The sequence below is a fragment of the Candidatus Sulfurimonas baltica genome (assembly GCF_015265455.1).
GTDB lineage: Bacteria > Campylobacterota > Campylobacteria > Campylobacterales > Sulfurimonadaceae > Sulfurimonas > Sulfurimonas baltica.
In genome coordinates this window covers 2,678,782-2,701,790 of sequence record NZ_CP054492.1, presented here as the reverse complement: position 1 = coordinate 2,701,790, position 23,009 = coordinate 2,678,782, and the positions used below count along the sequence as shown (strand labels likewise).

The 23,009-nt window shown below is 38.1% G+C and carries 20 protein-coding genes, 1 tRNA gene and 3 rRNA genes; 13 read left to right on the top strand and 11 right to left on the bottom strand.

All coding sequences use genetic code 11. The features are described from left to right. Positions 1-16 precede the first annotated feature (16 nt). From murU to secG, 8 genes are all read right to left on the bottom strand, one after another. Entirely contained in the window at positions 17-676 is a 660-nt protein-coding gene (murU, locus tag HUE88_RS13565) for an N-acetylmuramate alpha-1-phosphate uridylyltransferase MurU (RefSeq protein WP_194369822.1), read from the bottom strand. Next, positions 673-1,611 carry an aminoglycoside phosphotransferase family protein gene (locus tag HUE88_RS13560; RefSeq protein ID WP_194369820.1) on the bottom strand — a complete coding sequence of 313 codons (939 nt, stop codon included), beginning with the start codon at positions 1,609-1,611 and terminating at the stop codon, positions 673-675. The genes murU and HUE88_RS13560 overlap by 4 nt, the downstream gene beginning before the upstream one ends. Further along, positions 1,604-2,689, bottom strand: coding sequence for an anhydro-N-acetylmuramic acid kinase (locus HUE88_RS13555; protein WP_194369817.1), 1,086 nt, complete (start codon positions 2,687-2,689; stop codon positions 1,604-1,606). The genes HUE88_RS13560 and HUE88_RS13555 overlap by 8 nt, the downstream gene beginning before the upstream one ends. A 56-nt stretch (positions 2,690-2,745) precedes the next feature. Then, positions 2,746-4,209 (bottom strand): sodium:solute symporter, encoded by a 1,464-nt coding sequence (locus HUE88_RS13550; protein WP_194369815.1) that lies wholly within the window; start codon positions 4,207-4,209, stop codon positions 2,746-2,748. Then, complete coding sequence (locus HUE88_RS13545) at positions 4,209-5,315, bottom strand: glycoside hydrolase family 3 N-terminal domain-containing protein (RefSeq protein WP_229860100.1); 1,107 nt, start codon at positions 5,313-5,315, stop codon at positions 4,209-4,211. The genes HUE88_RS13550 and HUE88_RS13545 overlap by 1 nt, the downstream gene beginning before the upstream one ends. Positions 5,316-5,335: 20 nt before the next feature. After that, positions 5,336-5,944: an orotate phosphoribosyltransferase gene (pyrE, locus tag HUE88_RS13540; RefSeq protein WP_194369813.1), complete on the bottom strand. Its 609-nt coding sequence runs from the start codon at positions 5,942-5,944 to the stop codon at positions 5,336-5,338. A gap of 133 nt (positions 5,945-6,077) precedes the next feature. Beyond that, positions 6,078-6,635 (bottom strand): ribosome recycling factor, encoded by a 558-nt coding sequence (gene frr / locus HUE88_RS13535; protein WP_194369811.1) that lies wholly within the window; start codon positions 6,633-6,635, stop codon positions 6,078-6,080. A gap of 107 nt (positions 6,636-6,742) precedes the next feature. Next, positions 6,743-7,063, bottom strand: a complete 321-nt coding sequence (gene secG, locus HUE88_RS13530; RefSeq protein WP_194369809.1) for a preprotein translocase subunit SecG — start codon at positions 7,061-7,063, stop codon at positions 6,743-6,745. A gap of 93 nt (positions 7,064-7,156) precedes the next feature. Between secG and HUE88_RS13525 the strand changes: the two genes are divergently transcribed. The 4 genes from HUE88_RS13525 to HUE88_RS13510 are packed head-to-tail and all read left to right on the top strand — an operon-like array spanning position 7,157 to position 10,329. After that, the gene (locus tag HUE88_RS13525; RefSeq protein WP_229860099.1) at positions 7,157-8,086 is read left to right on the top strand and encodes a metal ABC transporter substrate-binding protein; all 930 of its coding nucleotides are present in this window, start codon (positions 7,157-7,159) and stop codon (positions 8,084-8,086) included. After that, on the top strand, positions 8,083-8,847 hold the full coding sequence (locus tag HUE88_RS13520) for a metal ABC transporter ATP-binding protein (RefSeq protein ID WP_194369807.1): 765 nt from the start codon (positions 8,083-8,085) through the stop codon (positions 8,845-8,847). The genes HUE88_RS13525 and HUE88_RS13520 overlap by 4 nt, the downstream gene beginning before the upstream one ends. A 1-nt stretch (position 8,848) precedes the next feature. Beyond that, entirely contained in the window at positions 8,849-9,646 is a 798-nt protein-coding gene (locus HUE88_RS13515) for a metal ABC transporter permease (RefSeq protein ID WP_194369805.1), read from the top strand. After that, positions 9,643-10,329 (top strand): methyltransferase domain-containing protein, encoded by a 687-nt coding sequence (locus HUE88_RS13510; RefSeq protein ID WP_194369803.1) that lies wholly within the window; start codon positions 9,643-9,645, stop codon positions 10,327-10,329. The genes HUE88_RS13515 and HUE88_RS13510 overlap by 4 nt, the downstream gene beginning before the upstream one ends. Here HUE88_RS13510 and HUE88_RS13505 read toward each other — a convergent pair. Beyond that, positions 10,317-10,757: an MOSC domain-containing protein gene (locus HUE88_RS13505; RefSeq protein ID WP_194369801.1), complete on the bottom strand. Its 441-nt coding sequence runs from the start codon at positions 10,755-10,757 to the stop codon at positions 10,317-10,319. The genes HUE88_RS13510 and HUE88_RS13505 overlap by 13 nt on opposite strands. 284 nt (positions 10,758-11,041) lie before the next feature. On the opposite strand from HUE88_RS13505, the gene soxC reads away from it, so the two are divergent. From soxC to HUE88_RS13480, 5 genes are all read left to right on the top strand, one after another. After that, positions 11,042-12,367 (top strand): sulfite dehydrogenase, encoded by a 1,326-nt coding sequence (gene soxC / locus HUE88_RS13500; RefSeq protein ID WP_194369799.1) that lies wholly within the window; start codon positions 11,042-11,044, stop codon positions 12,365-12,367. Between the two features lie 15 nt (positions 12,368-12,382). Then, a complete protein-coding gene (locus HUE88_RS13495) occupies positions 12,383-13,477 on the top strand; it encodes a c-type cytochrome (RefSeq protein ID WP_194369797.1) in 1,095 nt (364 codons plus the stop codon). A 41-nt stretch (positions 13,478-13,518) separates the two neighbouring features. Further along, positions 13,519-13,971, top strand: a complete 453-nt coding sequence (gene soxY / locus HUE88_RS13490; RefSeq protein ID WP_194369795.1) for a thiosulfate oxidation carrier protein SoxY — start codon at positions 13,519-13,521, stop codon at positions 13,969-13,971. 55 nt (positions 13,972-14,026) lie between these two features. Continuing rightward, positions 14,027-14,320, top strand: a complete 294-nt coding sequence (soxZ, locus tag HUE88_RS13485; protein ID WP_194369793.1) for a thiosulfate oxidation carrier complex protein SoxZ — start codon at positions 14,027-14,029, stop codon at positions 14,318-14,320. Positions 14,321-14,452: 132 nt separating this feature from the next. Then, on the top strand, positions 14,453-15,448 hold the full coding sequence (locus HUE88_RS13480; RefSeq protein ID WP_194369791.1) for an MBL fold metallo-hydrolase: 996 nt from the start codon (positions 14,453-14,455) through the stop codon (positions 15,446-15,448). A gap of 243 nt (positions 15,449-15,691) precedes the next feature. Here HUE88_RS13480 and HUE88_RS13475 read toward each other — a convergent pair whose 3' ends face one another. Then, entirely contained in the window at positions 15,692-16,093 is a 402-nt protein-coding gene (locus tag HUE88_RS13475; RefSeq protein WP_194369789.1) for a thiamine-phosphate pyrophosphorylase, read from the bottom strand. Then, entirely contained in the window at positions 16,086-16,784 is a 699-nt protein-coding gene (locus HUE88_RS13470; protein ID WP_194369786.1) for a Bax inhibitor-1/YccA family protein, read from the bottom strand. The genes HUE88_RS13475 and HUE88_RS13470 overlap by 8 nt, the downstream gene beginning before the upstream one ends. 567 nt (positions 16,785-17,351) lie before the next feature. Here HUE88_RS13470 and HUE88_RS13465 point away from each other — a divergent pair. The 4 genes from HUE88_RS13465 (at position 17,352) to rrf (ending at position 22,509) form a co-directional block, all read left to right on the top strand. Further along, positions 17,352-18,867: ribosomal RNA gene (locus tag HUE88_RS13465) — 16S ribosomal RNA — on the top strand. 133 nt (positions 18,868-19,000) lie between these two features. After that, a tRNA-Ile gene (locus HUE88_RS13460) sits at positions 19,001-19,077 on the top strand. Between the two features lie 223 nt (positions 19,078-19,300). Then, positions 19,301-22,194 (top strand): 23S ribosomal RNA (locus HUE88_RS13455). 199 nt (positions 22,195-22,393) lie between these two features. Beyond that, a 5S ribosomal RNA gene (gene rrf / locus HUE88_RS13450) occupies positions 22,394-22,509 on the top strand. Together the 16S, 23S and 5S rRNA genes with 1 tRNA gene alongside form the textbook arrangement of a ribosomal RNA operon. The last annotated feature ends 500 nt before the right edge of the window (positions 22,510-23,009 follow it).

The window sequence follows — 23,009 nt, the reverse complement described above, 5'->3', positions numbered from 1 at the left end:
TTGTCTGAGTTAGGTATTAAACCTCGTTGTTTATACTGTTAAGTCTTTGCGGTGTTCCAATATCGTACCATCTGCTTTTGTGAATGGACCCGCCAACTCTTTTTTGAATCATTGCCTCTCGCAATATCGGGGCCAAGGCTTTTTTTTCACTTTTCAAACCTTTGAAAAGTTCCGGGCTGTAGTAGCCGATTCCTGAGAACGTGAGTCTCTCTTCCCCCTCATTGAAAACTCTTCTGTTTTTTAACACAAAATCACCGTCTGGATTGTGCTTTGGGTTTGGAACTAAAATCAGATGAGCCAAATCATCTTCCAAATCAAAATTGAAATCAAACTCATAATCGCACCAGATATCTCCGTTTACTACCAAAAAAGTACCTTCTCCAAGTAGTGGAAGTGCTTTTATAATCCCGCCTGCACTCTCCAGCGCTCCCTCTTTTTGCTCATTGGAGTAGATTAGTTTAACTCCCCATTTTGAGCCGTCACCCAGAGCCATCGGTATCTTAAAGCCAAGGTGAGCGATGTTTATTATGATTTCACTAAACCCCAAAGAAGCGAGTTTTTCTATATGCCAGACAATAAGTGCTTTGCCGTGAATCTCCAGTAGTGGTTTTGGAATGTGGTCGGTAAGGGGTCTCATCCTCTCACCACGGCCAGCCGCTAATATCATTGCTTTCATGCAATACTCCTTAAAAACTCTGCCAACTCTTTGGTCTCACTGTATCTGTCTGCCGTCTCTATGACATACTTAAGTGTAAGTGGAATATCTTTTAGGTATCCATCTTTGGAGTCACGCAAGTATAAACGCGAGAATATTCCTAACACTTTTATATGTCTTTGCAGACCCATAAAATCAAACCATTTTATAAATGTTTTGTCATCTACATCGAGATTTTTTTTATCGCGAAACTCCAGCGCCAATCCCTCTATCTCTTCTCTCTTATAAGCTATATAGCAATCTTTTAAAAGTGAGACCAAATCGTAAGTAACAGCACCGCTCATTGCGTCTTGATAATCAATAACTCCGATTTTATTATCATCCGTAATCATTATGTTTCTTGAGTGAAAATCGCGGTGTACAAACACCCCTTGGGGCTGTTCAAGCACAATGTTTGAAATTACATTCAGAGTAGTTGCAATAAGCTCTTTTTGAGATATGCTTAACTCTACATGTAGAAGTTTTTCCAGGTACCAATCTTGCATCAAATCCATCTCTACATGTAGAAAAGCTTTGTCATAAATCGGTAGTCCGGAAGTATCTGCTTTTTGCATTGTTATTATGGTCTCAATGGCATTTGAGTAGAGAGTTTTGAAGTTCTCTTGGTTAAGCACATTTAAGTAGTGAGTGTTTCCAAAATCTTTAATAATCAAAAACCCATCCTCTAGATTTTGCTCTAAAATCTCAGGTGCGTTAACTCCTACATGTAGAAGTCTTTGGGTTACGTCTAAAAATGGTTTTAATGACTCTTTTTCAAGTGATGAGTCCATTAATAGTACACTCTCATTATCTTTACTAAGTCTGTAGTATTTTCTAAAGCTTGCATCAGCAGAGGCTATCTCAAGCTTATGATTTTTGTATTTTGAAGTAGAGAGCCACTCTTTTATTTTATTCATATATACAACCCAAAATAGAGTCTCTTGAAGCACCTGTAACTGAAGAGAGTTCAACTTTTTCTTTGTGGATACGTTTGTAGGCAAGCCACGCAAATGCCATCGCTTCCATAAACTCACTGCTTACGCCGTATTTGTCACTTAGCATTACATCAATATCTTTTAGTTCTACATGTAGCTTTTTCATAAGTGCAGCGTTCCTTGCGCCTCCGCCACAAACTATTAGTAGCTCTGTTGAGGTTTTTTTCACCTCGTTAGCTATTGTAAGTGCGGTTAGCTCTAAAAGTGTTGCCTGAACATCTTCACTAATCACAAGTGGGAAATTTTCTAAATGTTTCTCAAGCCATTTTGCATTGAAGAGTTCGCGGCCACAGCTTTTAGGAGCCTCTTTTTTGAAGTATGGCTCACTTAACATAGAGTCGAGTAGCTCTGCGCTTACATGTCCGGACTCTGCCCACTCCCCGTCTTTGTCATATACTTTACCGTGGTTATAAAAAATCCAGTAGTCCAAAAGAACATTCCCGCACCCAGTGTCATACCCTAGAAGCTTCTCACCTAAAATGCTTATATTTGCCATTCCACCAATATTTAAAACGGCCGTTTTGCGGTTAATATTGGAAAATATCTCTTGATGAAAGGCGGGTGCAAAAGGTGCACCTTGACCGCCGAGAGCTATATCTTTTTGTCTAAAATCACTAACAACACTAACACCTGTTTGTGCTGTTATAACGCTGGCATTTCCAAGCTGCATAGAAAAAGGATACTCGCCATTTGGCTCATGCCAAAGCGTTTGCCCGTGTAGACCGATAGCGATGACATCTTTTTGGCTGATTTTGTAGTGATCCATAAAAGCGGTTATATAGTTTGCATATAGTTTGCCCAAACGGGTATCAATCTCGCCTATGGCTTTAAGGGTTGTAGATGTGTTTATTGCACCTAAGATATCCTCTTTTAAATCATCATCAAAGGGGTATTCGCATGAAAATACAAGTTCGCAAGAGTTAGAGTCTATCTTACATAAAACTACATCAACACCATCAAGAGATGTTCCAGACATTACACCAATATATAATTCACTCATTTTAAACAACCTTTGAGTTTTTCTAAAAGATTAAATTATATCCAAAATCAATAATTTTATCTCTTTGCACTTTGGACAATCAAAAATGAAACCAAAGTCCCAATAACCATCTGCCATGAGAAGCCGATGCTGATTCCAAAAGTGTAGGGCTGAAGTGCTAAAACAGAAACAAATCCCCCTATAAGTCCTAAAAGAACAGTTTTTTCATTTCCGCGAGAGGTAAAGATTGCCGAAAAATAGACGCCTAAAAGACCAGTATATGCAAAAGTCATAACACCAAGAGCGAAGCTAATGAGAGAGAGGTCACTGTAGTGTTGCCAAAAGTAACTAACCATAGCCATTATAGAGAGCAGTAGAGCAAAGAGAAGTACCGCTAATCTGGACGCTTTTACAAAATGGTACTCATCAATTTTACCCTGCTTTAACTTCCACGGTTTGTAGAGATCTTCAACTGCAACTGAAGCCATAGCACCAAGAACAGAGTTAGTGCTTGAGAGTGCCGCCGCAATTGCTCCTACTGTAACCAAACCTCGCAGACCCGCAGGCATCTCATTTAAAATATAGTACATAAAAATGGTTATTTTCTCACCCTCAAAACTCTGCGTAACATCGCTTTGCAGATAAAAAAGAAAGAGAAGTGCGCCTATACCTAAAAAGAGGAGAACAATGGGGATGGTTAAAGCAATTGAGATAATCAAAGATTTAGCAGCCTCATTTTTATCCTTACATGTAAGAACTCTTTGGGTCATATCCTGATCAAGTCCGAATGCCGCAATATTTAGTAATAACCAACCGCTTAAAAGCCCTATAAGGCTAAACTTCCCATCAATGCTTGTGTCTAAAAAGTTTAGTTTATTGTGCTCTTTTAGCGTGGCAAATATATCTATGTTCTCCAGTGAATAATAAAGAAAAACAAAAACCGCTACACCTGCACCAACGTAAGTAACTGCTTGGATAATATCGCTAAGGATTACGGAACGGACACCGCCGAAGTAGGTGTAAGCGAGTGCTCCAAGCATTAAAACTAAAATAGAAATCGCTACATGTAAGAAAATAATATCGCCAAATAGAATCATAGAGATAGCGAGTGCTCCAATGTACAGACGTGCTCCGCTCGCCAATACTCGACCAATTAGAAACATCACTCCAGCATGTTTTTTTGAACTCTCTCCGTAACGCTTTTGCAATAGCTCATAAACTGTCACTGCCTTCATTTCGTAATATTTTGGAATTAGCACAAATGCTACAAAAATAACAGCGAGCAAAGCAGAGAAGTAAAAGCCTATAAATGTAAAGTCGTGAGCATAAGCAAATTCTGGAACACCCAAGAATGTAGCAGCCGATTGGCTTGTTGCAAGAACTGAGATTGCAACAGCAAACATGGGCATTGCAGTAGGACTTAAAAAGTACTCTCTTGAAGATGTTATTTTGGTTTTACTTAAAATTATGGAAGTGACGCCAAGAAGAAGAAAGTAAGAGATAAATACCAGCCAGTCAAGGCTTGAGAAGGCACTCTGCATTATAGTTTTTTTCTTTTTTTGTGAAGCTCTTCAATTCTCTTGTTTGAGTCTGAAACTCTCTTTTGTGAGATTGCACCGTTTTTTATTTGGGCTAAAATAACTTCTACTAATTCATCAATATCCTGAATAGCAAGCTGGTTTCCAAAAAGCAAAATGTCAACTCCAGAGTTTATGGCTAAAGTTACCCTCTCTTCTAGTGAGTAGTGCTCAGAGATTGCATTCATCTGTAAATCATCGCTTATTATAATACCTTTGTAGCCAAGCTTCTCCCTTAGAAGTTCAGTATTTACTTTGTATGAGAGTGTTGCAGGATATTTGGAATCAAGCTGTGAGTTAAAGACATGTGCTGTCATTATCATAGAAACATCATTAGATTTTATCAGCTCTATGTAGGGTTCTAGCTCAATTTCGCTCCAAGTATCTGATATATCTACAAAACCTTTATGTGAATCGCTAAGAGATGAGCCATGACCGGGGAAATGTTTTAAAACGCTAAAGATACTCTCACTATCAAGGGAATCCATAAATATTTTCGCGTATTTAACTACCTCTTTAGAATCACTACCATAAGAGCGTTCAAGTCCGTAAATAACTATATTTTTAGGATTTACTGCCAAGTCAACAACAGGTGCAAAATCGCAGTTAATTCCACTCTCTTTAAGCATTTGAGCCTGAGCATTATATATCGCTTTTGCCTCTTTAACATGTAGAGTGGAGATTTGCTTTGCCGATGGTGTTACACTAAAGCCGTAAGCCGGTTTTAGACGTGCAACTTTTCCGCCCTCCTGGTCTACGGAGATTAAAAGCGGTTTAGTTGAAAAAGATTTTAGTTTCGAGGTTAGCTCTTGAAGTTGTTTGGGTGAGCTTATGTTTTTTGTTTTATTTCTGTCACTGTAAAAACGGTCAAAAAGGATGACACCGCCAAGTTCATAACTCTTGATTTGTCTTACTATCTCACTGTTTTCGTTAATATTTTCATTTGGGAATCCGACAAGAAGCATCCTCCCTATCATCTTTTTGAGTTTAGCATCATCGTTTGTTGTCTCAGTTGCACTTAGTGTTTGAAAAATAAGCGCAAGAGTTAAAAATAGTTTGATTAATTTCACAAACGATGCCTTAAAAAAGTTTAGTTACCTCTAGAGCCAGGTTTTATAGCTTCGCTGCCATCTTTACACAGAGGACAAGTATCTGGTTTATGCATCTCAAATGTAAAATCAGCAAGTGCAAAAAATGGAATATCTTGAGGAAGTTTACAGTTTGGCTGAGTTTTGACATCGCTATGCTCACGTTTACAAAAACCACGATTAGCCAATGCTGCGACACCAACAATCTCTCCGCCAAGTTGTTTAACAACAGCGGCAGCTTCCATAGCCGAACCACCGGTTGTAATGATGTCTTCACACATTAAAACTCTCTCGCCTTTGCTAACTTCAAAACCACGGCGAATATTCATCACGCCTTCAACTCTCTCAGCAAATATAAAACGAACATCAAGAGCTTGAGCAAGAGCAAAACCGGCAATTAGTCCACCAAGTGCAGGGGCGCAAACCGTGTCTATTTTCAATCCACTCTCTTTGATTTGTACTGCTAGCGCATCAGCAAGAAGTTTAGCTGTTTTTGGATCTTCTAAAACTTTTGCAGATTGCAGGTAAAACTGTGAGTGGTTGCCACTGCTTAGTTTAAAATGCCCCTCTAAAAGAGCATCTGCATCCATATATATTTTTTTAACATCCATCTTATTACCCTTAATTTTATTACATAAAATGAAGGAAACCTTCATATTTATTTATCACAACAAAGGAAGTAATTCCTTTGTTTGCGCTAACGCTTAGTTTTACTCAGCGTAAGGCTCTCGCATCTTGATGCTTCTATACTTTAAGTATTTCGATTTCTTTGTCTTTTAATATTGTTTCAATCATTGTAGAGTATTTGTCAGTTATTTTTTGTATATTGTCTTGAGCAGATTTAGACTCATCAGCAGTTACTTCTTTGTCTTTTTCAAGTTTTTTAATTTGGTCATTTGAGTTTTTTCTGTCATTTCTAACAGATACTTTTGCATTTTCACCCATAACTTTCATCTGTTTAACAGACTCTTTTCTCTGGTCAACTGTCATAGCCGGGAAAAATAGTTTAATTTGCTCACCATCGTTATTTGGATTTGCTCCAACATTCGCTTTTGATATTGCTGTCTCAATACTAGCCAATAGGTTTTTTTCCCACGGGTTTACAACTATAGTCGTTGCATCTGTTACAATAATAGAACCAACTTGGTCAAGAGCTGTCATAGTTCCGTAGTAATCAATTCTTACATTGTCCAAAACTGATGTTGTAACTTTTCCTGTTCTAAGCGTTTTGAAATCTCTTTGCATATGCTCTATGCTTGATTTCATCTTTGCTTCACATTTGTCAAATATTTCTTTTAGCATGTTTGTTTCCTTGATGTATGAAAAATAATTCGGGATTATACAATAGAAATGTTTAAAGAAACAAAAGAGGGAGAGATAGCTGCAAAAAGTGCAACTACTCTTTTAAGTTATTTTGTAGCAGGTGCAACAGGTGTAGTAGTTGCAGATGGAGCTACTACATTTGTAGACTCAACCATGTTGTCAACAACAGATTCTTCTCTAGCTGATGAGTACATGTAGCCTAAAGTTATGGTGTTAGCAACAAATAAAAAGCCAATAAGGAATGTTGTTTTTGCCAAAAAGCTAGCTGGACCTTTTGCTCCAAACACAGACTCATTCGAGCCACTGTAAGCACCTAGGCCAATGCTTGAACTTTTTTGCAGTAGTACTGCAATCACTAGTACCACTACTAAAATGATTTGAATAATAAGTAAAAAACCGGTTGTCATATATATATCCTGGGTTGTAAAAGTTGCGAATTATACCCAAAAATTTTTTATAATACAATTTTAGCTATAATTTCAAAAAATATTTGGAATATCATGAACTTAAAAAATACCATATTTATTGCTGTGATTATACTTTTTATTTTTCAGTTAATAGTTATGAAGCAAGATGCAAAAATAAAAGAGACCACTCATAAGCCAACTATTGCACTTAGCACATTCTCTTTATATGATATAGCAATAAATCTTGTCGGCGATACAGCAGAACCTTTTTTAATTTTACCTTTGGGTGTTGACGCACATAGCTATGAGCCTTCGCCCAAAGAGGTGATAAAGCTCTATAAAAGTGATTTGGTAGTTTACAGCGGAGCAGGTCTGGAGCCATGGATAGATGGTTTTGATTTTAAAAACAAAGCTATCGACATGAGCCTACATGTAGAGTTAAAAAACTTTATAGAAGATGGGCAGGACAAAGAGAATCATAACCATTCTGACAGCAAAGTTGATCCCCATTATTGGCTTGATTTACAAAATATGATAAAAGCGACAGAGTTTATTACCAAAGAACTTATAGCACTCTTGCCGGCTAACAGAGAGCTTTATAGTAAAAATAGAGATACTTATGTTGATATGCTAAAAAGACTTCACAAAGATTATAAAGAAAAACTCTCTACATGTAGAGTCTCTACAATTATCGTAAACCACAATGCTTTTTCATATATCTCAAACATTTATGGCTTTAATATAGAGGCTCTTAGCGGTCTCTCTCCTGATGCGCAGCCGAGCGCAAAAAGTATGCTGACTTTGATTGAGCATGTTAAAGAGCACAATATCTCAACCATATTTTTTGAGAGTTTCGCAAGCGATAAAGCTATTAAAAGCATAGCCACTGAAGCGAAGGTAAGTGTTAATACTCTCCAGCCTCTTGGAAATATTACGGCTGATGAAGCAGAGAAAAACCTTAGTTATGAAGATATTATGAGAAGCAATTTAGAAAAAATTTCAAAGGCCCTTGAGTGCAGATGAAATTTAAAGTTCCTATTTTTGACATTAAGAACTTAGGTTTTAGCGTGAAGGGTCAGAGTATCCTTAAAAACATATCACTGGAGATTTTTGGCGGGGAGTATATAGCTATAATCGGACCAAACGGTGGCGGTAAAACAACTCTTATTCGTATGCTTTTAGGTCTTGAAAAACCTACAGACGGCGAAATAAAAATATTTGGCAAAAAACTAAAAGATTTTAATGATTGGCATAAAATTGGTTATGTTCCACAGCGCGCTTCACATGTAGACTCATCTTTTCCTGCAACGGTTTTAGATATTGTGAAAATGGGAAGAACTTCTCAAAGAGGCTTTTTTTCCACATACAGCGAACAGGACAAGCATTTGGTTAATGACGCAATGTCTAAAATGGATGTTGTAAATTTAAAAGATAAGATGATAGGGACGCTCTCGGGTGGGCAAAGACAAAGAGTTATGATTGCCCGCGCCCTTGCCTCAAAGCCAGAGATTCTTATACTGGATGAGCCAAACACAGGGGTGGATGTACTCTCTCAAAAACGTTTTTATACACTCTTAGGAGAATTAAACAAGGCAGAGGGGATGACTATCGTTTTTATAACGCATGACATTGGCGTAATCGCAGATGATATAGCAAGGCTTTTTACCATAAATCAAAAAGCTACAGTCTGCAATAATCCTAAACAAGTTCTAAGCTGCCAAGAGATGAGCGAGCTTTATGGCATAGATGCTCATCTAATTCACATGCATAAGCACGAGCATTAACATGTTAGAGATGTTTGAATATGAATTTATGCAAAGAGCTTTTATAGCAGGTATTATTATTGCCATACTTGCTTCCATAAGTGGGACTTTTATTGTGCTTCGTCGCTACTCAATGATTAGTGAAACACTTGCTCACTCGGCTTTAGTCGGTGTTGCGGTAGGTCTTGTAGCCGGACTTAACCCTCTTTGGATTGCCGTTGTTTTTGCCGTTGTCTCCGCTTGGCTTATCGAGTATTTAAGAAGCTCTTTTGAGCTTTACTCCGATGCAGTGTTGGCTATTTTGCTCTCAGGTTCATTGGCTGTTGCAGTCATAATAGTTTCTCTAGGCGGTGCTTTTAACAACTCGCTATTTTCATACCTTTTTGGCTCTATTCTCTCTGTTAGTAGTGAAGATGTTGTGACAATAGCCATCTTTGGAGCCCTGTCTTTAGGCTCTTTATTGTTTTTTTCAAAAGAGCTTTATTTTATAGCTTATGATGAAGAGGTGGCAAAAACAAGTGGTATTAAAGTAAAAGCGCTAAATTTTTTGTTGGTAAGTGTGGTCGCTGTCATTATTGCACTATCTATAAGAGTTGTTGGAAGTCTACTTATAGGTGCTCTTATGGTAATCCCGACAGTTTCTGCTCTGCAGTTTAAAGAAGGTTTTTTTAAAACAGTGATTATCTCTCTATTTATTGCTGTACTTAGCGTTATTGCCGGAATGACTCTCTCTTTTTATTTCTCTCTCCCATCGGGTGCGACTATTGTTATATGTGTAATCGTTATTTTTATAATATCTTTGGCTGTAAACAGAAAATGAAAATTAGTTCGGAGTTTTCCAAGCATGCCCTGGATTACAATACATACAATGTGATACAAAACAAGGTAATAGAAAAACTGCTAAGCACGGTAAAACATAAACCAAAAAATATTTTAGACCTTGGTTGTGGAAGCGGTAGTGTGTGTAAAGCAATAGATTGGGATTATGAGCACTTTACCGGAGTTGATTTTGCTCCAGGGATGCTGGAACTTCACCCTAAGTCTAAAAAGATAGAGTCTGTTTACGGTGACTTTAATGATGAGGCACTATTTGATAACCTGCTTACATATAAGTATGATTATATTTTTTCAGCTTCAGCACTGCAGTGGGCGAATAGTTTAGAGAGTGTATTTGCAAGTATCAAACAACTCAATGCTCCCGTTGCACTAGCTATATTTACATCAAACACTTTTAGAACCCTAAATGAGACAGCATCTATAAGCTCACTGCTTAGAAGTGCCGATGAGGTAAATGAACTTCAAAAAAAATATTTCAACGCAGATTTTGAGATTTTAAATTATAAGCTGGAGTTTGAATCTACAAGGGATATGTTTAAATACATAAAAAAAAGCGGTGTTAGTGGAGCTAGAAAAATACTCTCATATAAAGAGAGTAAAAAGCTTCTTAATGAATACCCTCTCAACTACTTAGAGTTTGAAGTGGCGTTTATCTACACCAGATAAACTTCATCACCCTCTTTTACTTCCCCTGCTTTAACAACTTGTGCAAATATACCCCTATCGTTCTTCAGCAGTGTAGGTATCTTTACATCTAAAACAGCAAGATGGTTACATATAGTGCAGTTTTGACTTATCTCTAAAATTACCTCACCTATTTTAAACTGTGTTCCTATCTCTAAATTGTATGGATTGTAGTCCAATAAAATATTCTCACCCAAATAACCAAACGGCATCTCTATACCGTACTTTCTAATAAGCTCATAACTCTCAATAGAGGCAATCAAAACAGAGCGTTGCGCATCTTTATTGTAAAATTTATCTCCAACAACGCCCAACATGTCCAAAGAGATGTCAGACTTTTCAAATCTTTGTGAAGTGCCAGACTTAGATATAAAAAGCTTTAAAACCTCTCCAACTTTTTTGTTTGACATAGATGCGCCTTGTGTTAGTATATTTGTAATTTTAACATAATTTTTATTTATGCGAATAACATACTTTTATTATTATTATCAATATATTAATGAATATTAGTAATAAAAAGTGTGTAGTTATTATAAAAATGTGAGAAAATTATTACATTTTTGTGAGAATGCTTGACAATTGAATAAAACTTGCTATATAATCTTCACCTTGCATTTTGTACTATGCATAATTAAGTTTTGTACTATTGCATACTATAAAATCTACAAGTTACATTAAAGGAGGTAGATATTAAATGAGTAAAATTTCTGAAAATAATTTAGAAACTACTAATAGTAGAAGAGATTTCTTTAAGAAAACAGCTGTTTATTCTGTTAGTGCTATCACTGCAGCTGCTGTTTTAGCACCTGCTAAGTTGTTAGCTGATGATGAAAATATAATACACCATGTTAAGTGGGGAACAACTTTAGGTGATGAGCTTAATAAGTATCCATATGGTATTCCATCAAAATATGAGCATAATGTTGTAAGAAGAACATCAAGTCTTATGTCATCTGCTGGAGACATGCATGCTGCTGTTTCTATGTCACCATTACACGAGTTAGAAGGTATCATTACACCAAATGGTTTACACTTTACTAGAACTCACAACGGTGTTGCACATGTAGATCCTAACAAATTTAGACTTATGATTCATGGTTTAGTTGAGAAACCAATTGTTTTAACTCTTGATGAATTAAAGCAATATCCATCTGAGAGTAGAATACTTTTCTTGGAGTGCCCTGCAAATGGTGCTGCTGAATGGAAAGGTCCTCAGTTCAACTCTTTACAGTTTGTAAAAGGTATGATGAGTAACTCTGAGTGGACAGGTGTTCGTCTTTCTGTAATTCTTGATGATTTAGGTATTAAACCAACTGCAAAATGGATGTTGGCTGAAGGTTCTGATGGTTCAGAAATGAGCAGAACAATTCCTGTTGAAAAAGTTTTAGACGATGCAATGATTGTTTGGGCTCAAAATGGTGAAGCACTTAGACCAGAACAAGGTTATCCTGTTCGTTTAATGTTACCAGGCTGGGAAGCAAACCTATGTATTAAATGGTTAAAGCGTTTAGAGTTCGGTGCAGAGCCTTGGTACTGTAAAGAAGAGACTTCTAAGTATACAGTTCTTACTAAGAGCGGTAAAGCAATTCAGCATTTCTATCCATTAGAGACTAACTCGATTATTACTTCTCCATGTCCTGAAAAACCATGGAAAAATCTTAAAGTTGGTCAAATGATTGAGATAGAAGGTCTTGCATGGTCAGGTCATGGAACAATTACTAATGTAGATGTATCAATAGATGGTGGACAAAACTATACAGAAGCTCAGTTAAAAGGTTTAGTGTTACCTAAGTCATGGACTAGATTCTCGTTTATGCATAAATATGATGGTAAGCCATTATTGCTTCAGTCTCGTTCAATGGATGATAGTGGCAACGTTCAGCCAACAGTTTCTCAAGAGAAAGATATTATTGGTGTAGAAGGTGTTTATCACAGAAACTCAATTGTTACTTGGGAAGTAAAAGCAGACAATTCAGTACATAATGTTCAAGTTAGAACAGATAATTGTCCAAGTAAATAAGGAGGAGATGTATAAATGTTTAAATTAAATAATAAATTAATTGTTACTGGTGTTATCTTAGCACTAGCATCGACTCTTGCAACTGCTGGTGTTTACAATGGAAAACAAGATGCTTTAGATGGTGGTATGACTTACCCTAGAGCAAACGGTGTTGAAACTGCATATAGATACAATACGCAAGCTATGTCAAAACTTAACTACGGTAGAGTTCCAACAGCTGCTGAGTTAAAAGCTTGGGATACAGATATGATGCCAGATGGAACAGGTTTTCCAGAAGGTTCAGGCTCTGTTGAAGAGGGTGATTTACTATACGAAAAGCAATGTGCTTCTTGTCACGGCGAATTCGGAGCTGGTGGTAAGGGTTATCCTACTCTTGCTGGCGGTACAGTTGCATCACTTAAAAATCAAAGAACATGTCCAGGTAAAGATGCTCCAAAAAGAACTATCGGCTCATATTGGCCACAAGTTAGTACTCTAATCTGGTACATCCGTGATGCAATGCCATACGCGCATCCAAAAAGCCTTACTAATAATGAGTTGTATGCAATGACTGCCTACTTATTAGCTGCTAATGATATAAAAATTGATGGTGAAACATTAGATGAAGAGTTTGTTCTTGACAAAGAACAATTACTAAAAGTAGTTTTACCAAACCGTGATGGTTTTTATCCAGATGTAAACGGTCCACAAGGTGTTGAAAACGTAAGAGCTTTCTTTAAAGATCGTAAAAACTATGGTGCAGTTGGTACTCGTTGTATGAAAGATTGTAAAAAAGAGGCAGTTAAAAGCATTGGAATGGAAATTACAAATGTAGTTCCAGCATACTCAACTGTTAGAGATTTACCAGTAGAGACTTCTACAGGTTCTAAATCAGCTGCTGAAAAAATGTACGATGCTTCTTGTTCACTTTGTCATAAAACTGATGCAATGGGAGCTCCAGCTGTTGGTAATCATGATGCATGGGCTGCTGTTGTAGCACAAGGTATGGATACGGTTAATAGTCACGCTATCAAAGGATTTAATGGAATGCCTCCTAAGGGTGGAGCTATGGATCTTACAGATGAGCAAGTAAAAGATATTGTTAAATTTATGGTAGAATCTAGTAAGTAAAACTTGCTATGGTTTGCCCAACATTATAAAAAGGAATTAAAATGCAAAGAAGAAAATTTTTAAGTTTAGGTGCAGTAGCTGCTGCTGCATCAGTATTACCTGCTAGTTTAAGTGCTACAGATTTCAGAGCGACTGCTCCAAAAGCTTGGGAAGCTGCTACAAGTAAAGAGGCTATTGAAGCACTATTTGGAACTGCTGCAATGATTGATGGTAAAATCGAAATTAAAGCTCCTAAATTAGCTGAAAATGGTGGCGCTGTGCCAATCGGAATTAGTTCTAAAATAGCAGTAGAGTCTGTTGCTTTATTTCAAGATGCTAATCCTAGATCTGCTGTTGTAGTATTTGAATTAGGTGAAAATGGTGTTTTTGACATTAAAACTAAAATCAAAATGAGAAAAACTGCTAATGTAACTGTTGTTGCAAAAGGTAGAGATGGTAAATTATACTCAGCTGTACAAAAAGTAGAAGTTTCTATTGGTGGTTGTGGAGGTTGATTTAACCCCCGCCGCTCATTGAAATAAAATAAATAGAAATTAAAAAGGAATAATTATGAAAGTAAAAGCAAAGTTAAAAAAAGGCGTAGTAGAAGTTAAAGTTTTAGCTAAAAGCCCAATGGCTGGTAAAGAAGAAGCAAAACTTAAAAAAATCAATGTAGAGTTTATCACTCACATGACTGCAAAATTAAACGGTACAGTTGTATGGGAGGCGTCTACAGGACCATTCCTATCTAAAGATCCTTATTTTCAATTTTCATTCACTGGAGCAAAAGAAGGTGATACTATTGATATTGACTGGGTTAATAATTTAGGAAAAACTGCAAAAGCAAGCAAGAAAGTTAAATAATATTTTCTTTTAAGTCAAACCTTTTAAGTAATTTTAGGGTTTGGCTTTACTCCAAAAGATAGAATATATTTAACCTGTTTATGACATGTTAAATATATTCTTTCAAGAATAAACTAAAAAAAGGTGAACCTTATGATAAAAAAAATGATTAATCCGTTAGTAGTATCTGCTATAGCTTTACTTCCAATGATGACGGCTTGTTCAGACGCTACTGCTGAATCAGCTTCAGCGGCAACAACTGCAGCAAAAGTTGTAAAAAGTGATGAATTTGATTACAAATTGAAACCAAAACAAGTTAGTGAGAATGTATGGTGTTTCTTTGGAGCAATTGAGGCACCAACAAAAGAAAATGCTGGTAATATGGCAAATAACTGTTATGTAAAAACAGATGACAGCTTTGTAGTATTTGATACAGGACCATCATTTATTTTTGCAAAACAAGCATATGATGCTATGAGTAAAGTAGCTGGCCCATTGCCTGTTAAAGTTGTTGTTAACTCTCATGAGCATGATGATCACTGGTTAGGTAATGATTTTTACAAGCAAACATTTGGTGCAGAGTTAATTGGGCCATCAATAATTAATAAAAAATACAAAGCTGGTGATCAAACTAGAATGTATAGAGTTTTACCAAAAAATGCAATTGCTGGTACAAATATTATACCAGTAGATAGAACACTTACAGAAAACTATAAGTTTAATCTAAAAGGTATTGATTTTGAAGTTATAACGATTGGTGTAAAAGCACATACTGCTGAAGATTATTTCCTTTTCATGCCAAAGTCTAAAGTATTATTTGCTGGTGACTTAGTAATGAATGGTCGTATAACTTCTGGCCGTGATGGAGCAGTTCTTGGTCAAATCAAAGCACTTGATATGATTGATGCTAAAGGTTGGGAAACATTAATTCCAGGACACGGTTTTATTACAGACAAAACAGCTGTTAACGAAGCAAGAGACTATTTCACATTTATGAGAGATAGAGTTGCTAAAGCTATTGAAGATGGTGTAGATGCTGCTGATATTCAAGGTAAAGTGCCAATGATAGAGTTTAAAGAAAAAGCAATGTATGATATTTTACATAACAACAATCTTGATTTTGCATATCAAGAAATTGAGATGATGTAATAACTCTCCAACTCAGATTTGACTTTTAATTAAGTCAAATCACCTCTTTTTAGCTACATTTTAAAAAAAAATAAAACCCTCAAATATATTTCTATTAATAAAATATGCTCGCATTGGATTTAATGGTAAAGCAAACAGCATCACAAACCTGACATGTCGTCATTCCAAACTTGATTTGGAATCTAATTTATTCTATAATCATAAGGTTAAATATAAAGCAAGAAGATAGATGTCATAAAATAGCTAGTCTGTTAAAATTTCTTTCTCTATACTGTATAGTTCATATCTTATATACTTAAAATTCTCACTATACTCAGCACTGCTAAGCTTATATATCTCTTCTAGAACTCTTGATGACTCTTGGGCTCTTTTTAGATTGGCAATAATAATACTCTCTATGTTTGGACGGTTTAATTCACTCTTAATTGTTGCCCGTTGAACATCATTGATACTGTCACGATATTTAAGGAGTTCTATTGATTCGTTAATTTTTGATTTGTGTCTTAGGAGTTTTAACTTTGTGGATATAGTTTTGTTATTATCGCGGTATCTCATTATATCTTCAACAACTCTAATCCCCTCTTTAAGGCGGTTTAGGTTTGCATCAAGCACCCGAAATAGCTCGGGTGAAAGTTGATTACTCATCTCTTCCAAATATACCAAATAGATGAAGAAGTGCAGTAAATATATTTAAAAAGTCTAAATAAAGCGCAATTGCACCGTCAATAGGTGTTTCATAAGCACCTTTGATTATATTTTGAGTGTCATATGTTACCAAGATACTAAACAGTATAACAACAGCTCCTGAGATTAGTATAGACATCAATGAACTGCCCATGAACATATTTATTATAGAAAAAACAATTATTACAACTAGAGCAATCATAAGTGGTTTTCCATATCCTGAAAAATCTTTTGTTGTTTTAATTGCATAAAAACTCATAGCACCAAAAATAACTGAAGTCATGGCAAAAGCATTTCCAATTATACTTCCACCGCCACTCATACCAAGCGTGTGAGAAAGTAAAGGTGCTAGCATTAGCCCCGTCATAAATACAAAACCAAACATTACTAATAAATTAATGCCAGGCTTATGTTTTACAAAATGCAGTCCAATTAAAAGTCCAATCTCTAAAATAAATAGAGGGATAAAATTGGCAGCAATAGTTCCGGCCATTGGTACACCCACATAAGCACCAACAGCGCCAGCCATCATTGAAGCAGCAAACAATTTATAAGTCTCTTTGACAAAAGATACTATTTGCGTGTCACTCTTAGAGTTAGAAGCATAAGTAGAAGCATTGCCCCTTGCATAATCACGATCGTAAAGTCCCATATCTATCCTTTATTTGTGCATAGCATCTTAATTGCTATACAATTGTATATAAGAATTTTATATATAAAGAGTTAATAGATAGCAACATGTATATAAACTCATTTAACGTATAGAGCTAAATGAGATTTATTTAACAAAGAAAATTAAAAAAGCATAGAAACTAAACACTCCAGAAAAACTTTTTAAATTCTTTTAAAAAAGCCTTGACATTGAATAAATAATCTCCTATAATTCCCATCCACAAACAATATGACCTTAAGTTAAGGCCTAGAGAGACTTCGAGTAGAAGCTTTTGAATATGTTTGAGATCATTGAAAACTAAGCAAGTAAACAGACGAAATAACTAATAACGAATTAGTTAGTTAGTCACTATAAGTTTACTTAGAAATAACTAATATAACAACAACCGTCTATTCTGTTTGGTCTATAGCAATATAGATACCCAATAGAAATAGATACTATACAAAAAGTCCACTAGCTATTTATAGCGAGTGGCAACAAAGCCAATGATTTAATAATCTTGGGCAATGATCAGTAATGCACAGCAATGTGTTCTTTACATAATTAATTATGGAGAGTTTGATCCTGGCTCAGAGTGAACGCTGGCGGCGTGCTTAACACATGCAAGTCGAACGATGAAGAAGAGCTTGCTCTTCTGATTAGTGGCGCACGGGTGAGTAATATATAGTTAATGTACCTTCAAGACCGGGATAGCCATTGGAAACGATGATTAATACTGGATATACCTTCTCTACTTAAGTAGAGTTGGGAAACGTTTTTTCGCTTGAAGATCAGACTATATCCCATCAGTTTGTTGGTGAGGTAAGAGCTCACCAAGGCAATGACGGGTAGCGGGTTTGAGAGGATGATCCGCCACACTGGTACTGAGACACGGACCAGACTCCTACGGGAGGCAGCAGTGAGGAATATTGCACAATGGGGGAAACCCTGATGCAGCAACGCCGCGTGGAGGATGACGCATTTCGGTGTGTAAACTCCTTTTATGAGTCAAGAAAATGACGGTAGCTCATGAATAAGCACCGGCTAACTCCGTGCCAGCAGCCGCGGTAATACGGAGGGTGCAAGCGTTACTCGGAATCACTGGGCGTAAAGGACGCGTAGGCGGGTTGGAAAGTCAGGTGTGAAATCCTACAGCTTAACTGTAGAACTGCACTTGAAACTTCCAACCTAGAGTATGGGAGGGGGAGATGGAATTAGTGGTGTAGGGGTAAAATCCGTAGATATCACTAGGAATACCTAAAGCGAAGGCGATCTCCTGGAACATTACTGACGCTAAGGCGTGAAAGCGTGGGGAGCAAACGGGATTAGATACCCCGGTAGTCCACGCCCTAAACGATGAACACTAGTCGTCGGGATGCTTGTCATCTCGGTGATGCACTTAACAGATTAAGTGTTCCGCCTGGGGAGTACGGTCGCAAGATTAAAACTCAAAGGAATAGACGGGGACCCGCACAAGTGGTGGAGCATGTGGTTTAATTCGAAGATACGCGAAGAACCTTACCTAGCCTTGACATTGATAGAACACACCAGAGATGGAGTGGTGCCCTTCGGGGAACTTGAAAACAGGTGCTGCACGGCTGTCGTCAGCTCGTGTCGTGAGATGTTGGGTTAAGTCCCGCAACGAGCGCAACCCTCGTCCTTAGTTGCCAGCAGGTTAAGCTGGGCACTCTAGGGAGACTGCCTTCGCAAGGAGGAGGAAGGTGAGGACGACGTCAAGTCATCATGGCCCTTATGGCTAGGGCTACACACGTGCTACAATGGGGCGTACAGAGAGTTGCAATACCGCGAGGTGGAGCCAATCTCACAAAGCGTCTCTCAGTTCGGATTGAAGTCTGCAACTCGACTTCATGAAGCTGGAATCACTAGTAATCGTAGATCAGCAATGCTACGGTGAATACGTTCCCGGGTCTTGTACTCACCGCCCGTCACACCATGGGAGTTGATTTCACCCGAAATTGGGAAGCTAACCTTCGGGAGGCTACCACTTACGGTGGAATTAGCGACTGGGGTGAAGTCGTAACAAGGTAACCGTAGGAGAACCTGCGGTTGGATCACCTCCTTTCTAGAGTAAAGTCAATCATTCATTTGAATTGACATACAAAGAAAATCTCACGAGAGATGTTGTTAGTTATTAGTTTGTTTGCTTGCTTAGTTTTCAGTGATTTGAGTTCATTTGAATTTAACAACACACTTTAGGGCCTATAGCTCAGCTGGTTAGAGTGCACCCCTGATAAGGGTGAGGTCCCTGGTTCAAGTCCAGGTAGGCCCACCATTTAAAACAAATTTTCAAGTTTAATAAAAGAACTAAGTATTAGTTTTTCTATTAGACTTCAAAGTCTATCGTTCATTAAATTATTATTGTCAAAGTCAACATATATAAAAGATAAAAGAATTTATTCAATTATTAATTATATTAACTAAATAACTACAATCAACAGTACACTGACTTACTTTAAGTAGAGATACATTAAGTAAGGTAGTGAACGCAAATTAGAAAAAAAGATATTAAGGGCCATAGGTGGATGCCTTGGCTAGTAGAGGCGATGAAAGACGTATTAGGCTGCGATAAGCCTCGGGGAGCTGCCAAAGAGCTTTGATCCGGGGATTTCTGAATGGGGCGACCCAGCATGGTGCGAATCATGTTACCCTACGGGGGGCGAACTCAGGGAAGTGAAACATCTCAGTACCTGAAGGAAAAGAAATCAAACGAGATTCCCATAGTAGCGGCGAGCGAAATGGGATTAGGGCACTTAGTGATAATATATTTGTTAGCCGAACACTTTGGAAAGAGTGGACATAGAGGGTGATATCCCCGTAAGCGAAAACATTTATATGGTACTAGACTAAGGAACGAGTAGGTCGGGACACGTGTTATCTTGACTGAATATGGGGGGACCACCCTCCAACCCTAAATACTACTACTAGACCGATAGCGAACAAGTACCGTGAGGGAAAGGTGAAAAGGACCGCGGTGAGCGGAGTGAAATAGAACCTGAAACCTATGGCTTACAATCATTCGGAGCACTATTGTCGTAAGACAAGTGTGACGGACTGCCTTTTGCATAATGAGCCTGCGAGTTGTGGTATCTGGCAAGGTTAATCAAACGAGAAGCCGTAGCGAAAGCGAGTCTTAATAGGGCGAATTAGTCAGATGCTGCAGACCCGAAACTGAGTGATCTATCCATGAGCAGGTTGAAGCTGGTGTAAGAGCCAGTGGAGGACCGAACCCGTAAAGGTTGAAAACTTTTGGGATGACTTGTGGATAGGGGTGAAAGGCCAATCAAACTCAGTGATAGCTGGTTCTCTCCGAAATATATTTAGGTATAGCCTCGAGCATTAGCATGAAGGGGTAGAGCACTGACAGGGCTAGGGCTGCTTACCGCGGTACCAAACCCTATCAAACTCCGAATACTTCATGTGTAACCTCGGGAGTCAGGCGGTGGGTGATAAAATCCATCGTCGAAAGGGGAACAACCCAGACTAGCAGCTAAGGTCCCAAAGTCTTGTCTAAGTGGAAAAGGATGTGAAGTTGCTGTGACAACCAGGAGGTTGGCTTAGAAGCAGCCACCCTTTAAAGAAAGCGTAACAGCTCACTGGTCTAGCGATTTTGCGCCGAAAATATAACGGGGCTAAGACAAGCACCGAAGCTCTAGATTCATAGTTTACTATGAGTGGTAGGAGAGCGTTCCATTCAGCGTTGAAGGTACACCGGTAAGGAGTGCTGGAGCGGATGGAAGTGAGCATGCAGGCATGAGTAGCGAGAAAAGAAGTGAGAATCTTCTTCGCCGTAAACCCAAGGTTTCCTACGCGATGCTCGTCATCGTAGGGTTAGTCGGGACCTAAGTCGAGTCCGAAAGGGGTAGACGATGGCAAATCGGTTAATATTCCGATACCGACGGTTGTTCGTTTGAGTGATGGGGGGACGCATAGAGTTAATCGAGCTCACTGATGGAATAGTGGGTCGAAGGACGTAGGTCGACAAATAGGAAAATCCGTTTGTCATTCGACCGAGATCTTACAGGCTCTGCAATGGCTTCGGCCAGCGCGGAGAATCGATGATACTGTCGTGCCGAGAAAAGCCTCTAAACGAGAACAACCGTTGCCCGTACCGTAAACCAACACAGGTGGGTGAGATGAGTATTCTAAGGCGCGTGGATGAACCATTGTTAAGGAACTCTGCAAACTAGCACCGTATCTTCGGTATAAGGTGTGCCCTATTTGTTAGGAGATTTACTCTCCAAAGCATTGACGGGTCGCAGCAAAGTGTCCCTCCCGACTGTTTACCAAAAACACAGCACTCTGCTAACTCGTAAGAGGATGTATAGGGTGTGACGCCTGCCCGGTGCTTGAATGTTAAATGGATTTGTTAGCTCTGCGAAGCATTGAAATGAAGCACAAGTAAACGGCGGCCGTAACTATAACGGTCCTAAGGTAGCGAAATTCCTTGTCGGTTAAATACCGACCTGCATGAATGGCGTAACGAGATGGGAGCTGTCTCAACAATGGATCCAGTGAAATTGTAGTGGAGGTGAAAATTCCTCCTACCCGCGGAAAGACGGAAAGACCCCGTGCACCTTTACTATAGCTTGACACTGCTATTGGGATATTCACGTGCAGGATAGGTGGGAGCCTTTGATTCATAGACGCCAGTTTATGATGAGGCATCCTTGAGATACCACCCTTGAATATTCTGATAGCTAACTCGGTACAATTATCTTGTGCGAGGACAATGTCTGGTGGGTAGTTTGACTGGGGCGGTCGCCTCCTAAAAAGTAACGGAGGCTTACAAAGTTCGGCTCAGGTGGGTTGGAAATCCACCGTAGAGTATAATGGCACAAGCCGGACTGACTGTGAGACATACAAGTCGAGCAGAGTCGAAAGACGGTCATAGTGATCCGGTGGTTCTGTGTGGAAGGGCCATCGCTCAAAGGATAAAAGGTACGCCGGGGATAACAGGCTGATCTCCCCCAAGAGCTCACATCGACGGGGAGGTTTGGCACCTCGATGTCGGCTCATCGCATCCTGGGGCTGGAGCAGGTCCCAAGGGTATGGCTGTTCGCCATTTAAAGCGGTACGCGAGCTGGGTTCAGAACGTCGTGAGACAGTTCGGTCCCTATCTTCCGTGGGCGTAGGAACGTTGAGGAGAGCTGACCCTAGTACGAGAGGACCGGGTTGGACATGCCACTGGTGCACCAGTTGTTCTGCCAAGAGCATCGCTGGGTAGCTACGCATGGATGAGATAACCGCTGAAAGCATCTAAGCGGGAAGCCAACTCCAAGATGAACGTTCCCTGAAGTACGCTTGAAGACTACAAGCTTGATAGGCTGGGTGTGTACGCATAGTAATATGTTTAGCTGACCAGTACTAATAGTACGTTTGTCTTTTTTTACAGTTCTTTGAATAGAACACAACTTCGTTCACTACCTTACTTAGTGTAAACACACTATTTAATGAACCGTGTACTGATACAGTTATTTAGAAAATGTTAACTTAAACAATAATCTATACTAGAAATAGTATAAACACTCACTTTAATTGACTCTAACAGTCAAATGTAAGAACATCTAGATGTCTTTACACTTGATTGTCTAGGTGGCTATAGAGAGAGGGAAACGCCTGGCTCCATTCCGAACCCAGAAGCTAAGCCTCTCATCGCTGATAATACTGCATCTTTCAGGTGTGGAAATGTAGGTCGCTGCCTAGTTGATCAATTTACTTCTAATCTTTACTAACAATCATTTAATTAACTTACTTTCAAACTAATTTATCTTTATTAAATCAAATTTTTTACTAATTAAGACCTCTGATTAATTCATAAACTAAATTTCAATTCAAGCTTGGAATGACGAGAGTTCTGTCACTCCGTACTTTATCCAGAGTCTAATAGCTAATTATCCAGAGAGTTCAATTATCTAAAAAGTTTATATTTAATTTATTTATATCAAACTTTTGTAATTATTATGTTACAAAAATACACTATGTAATATTTTTATCACAAATATTTTTATCAACAATATTTCTTAATACTTATCTCAAGCATATAATTATCTTATTTATATAAGATAATAGTGATTTTTATATACAAATATAATTTTATTTATATATATTTATTATATAAATTGTACTTAAATAATATGTTTTTGCTTTATTTATTAATATTTATTTTTCGTTTAAGATACAGTTAAAATTTACTTGCCTATAATG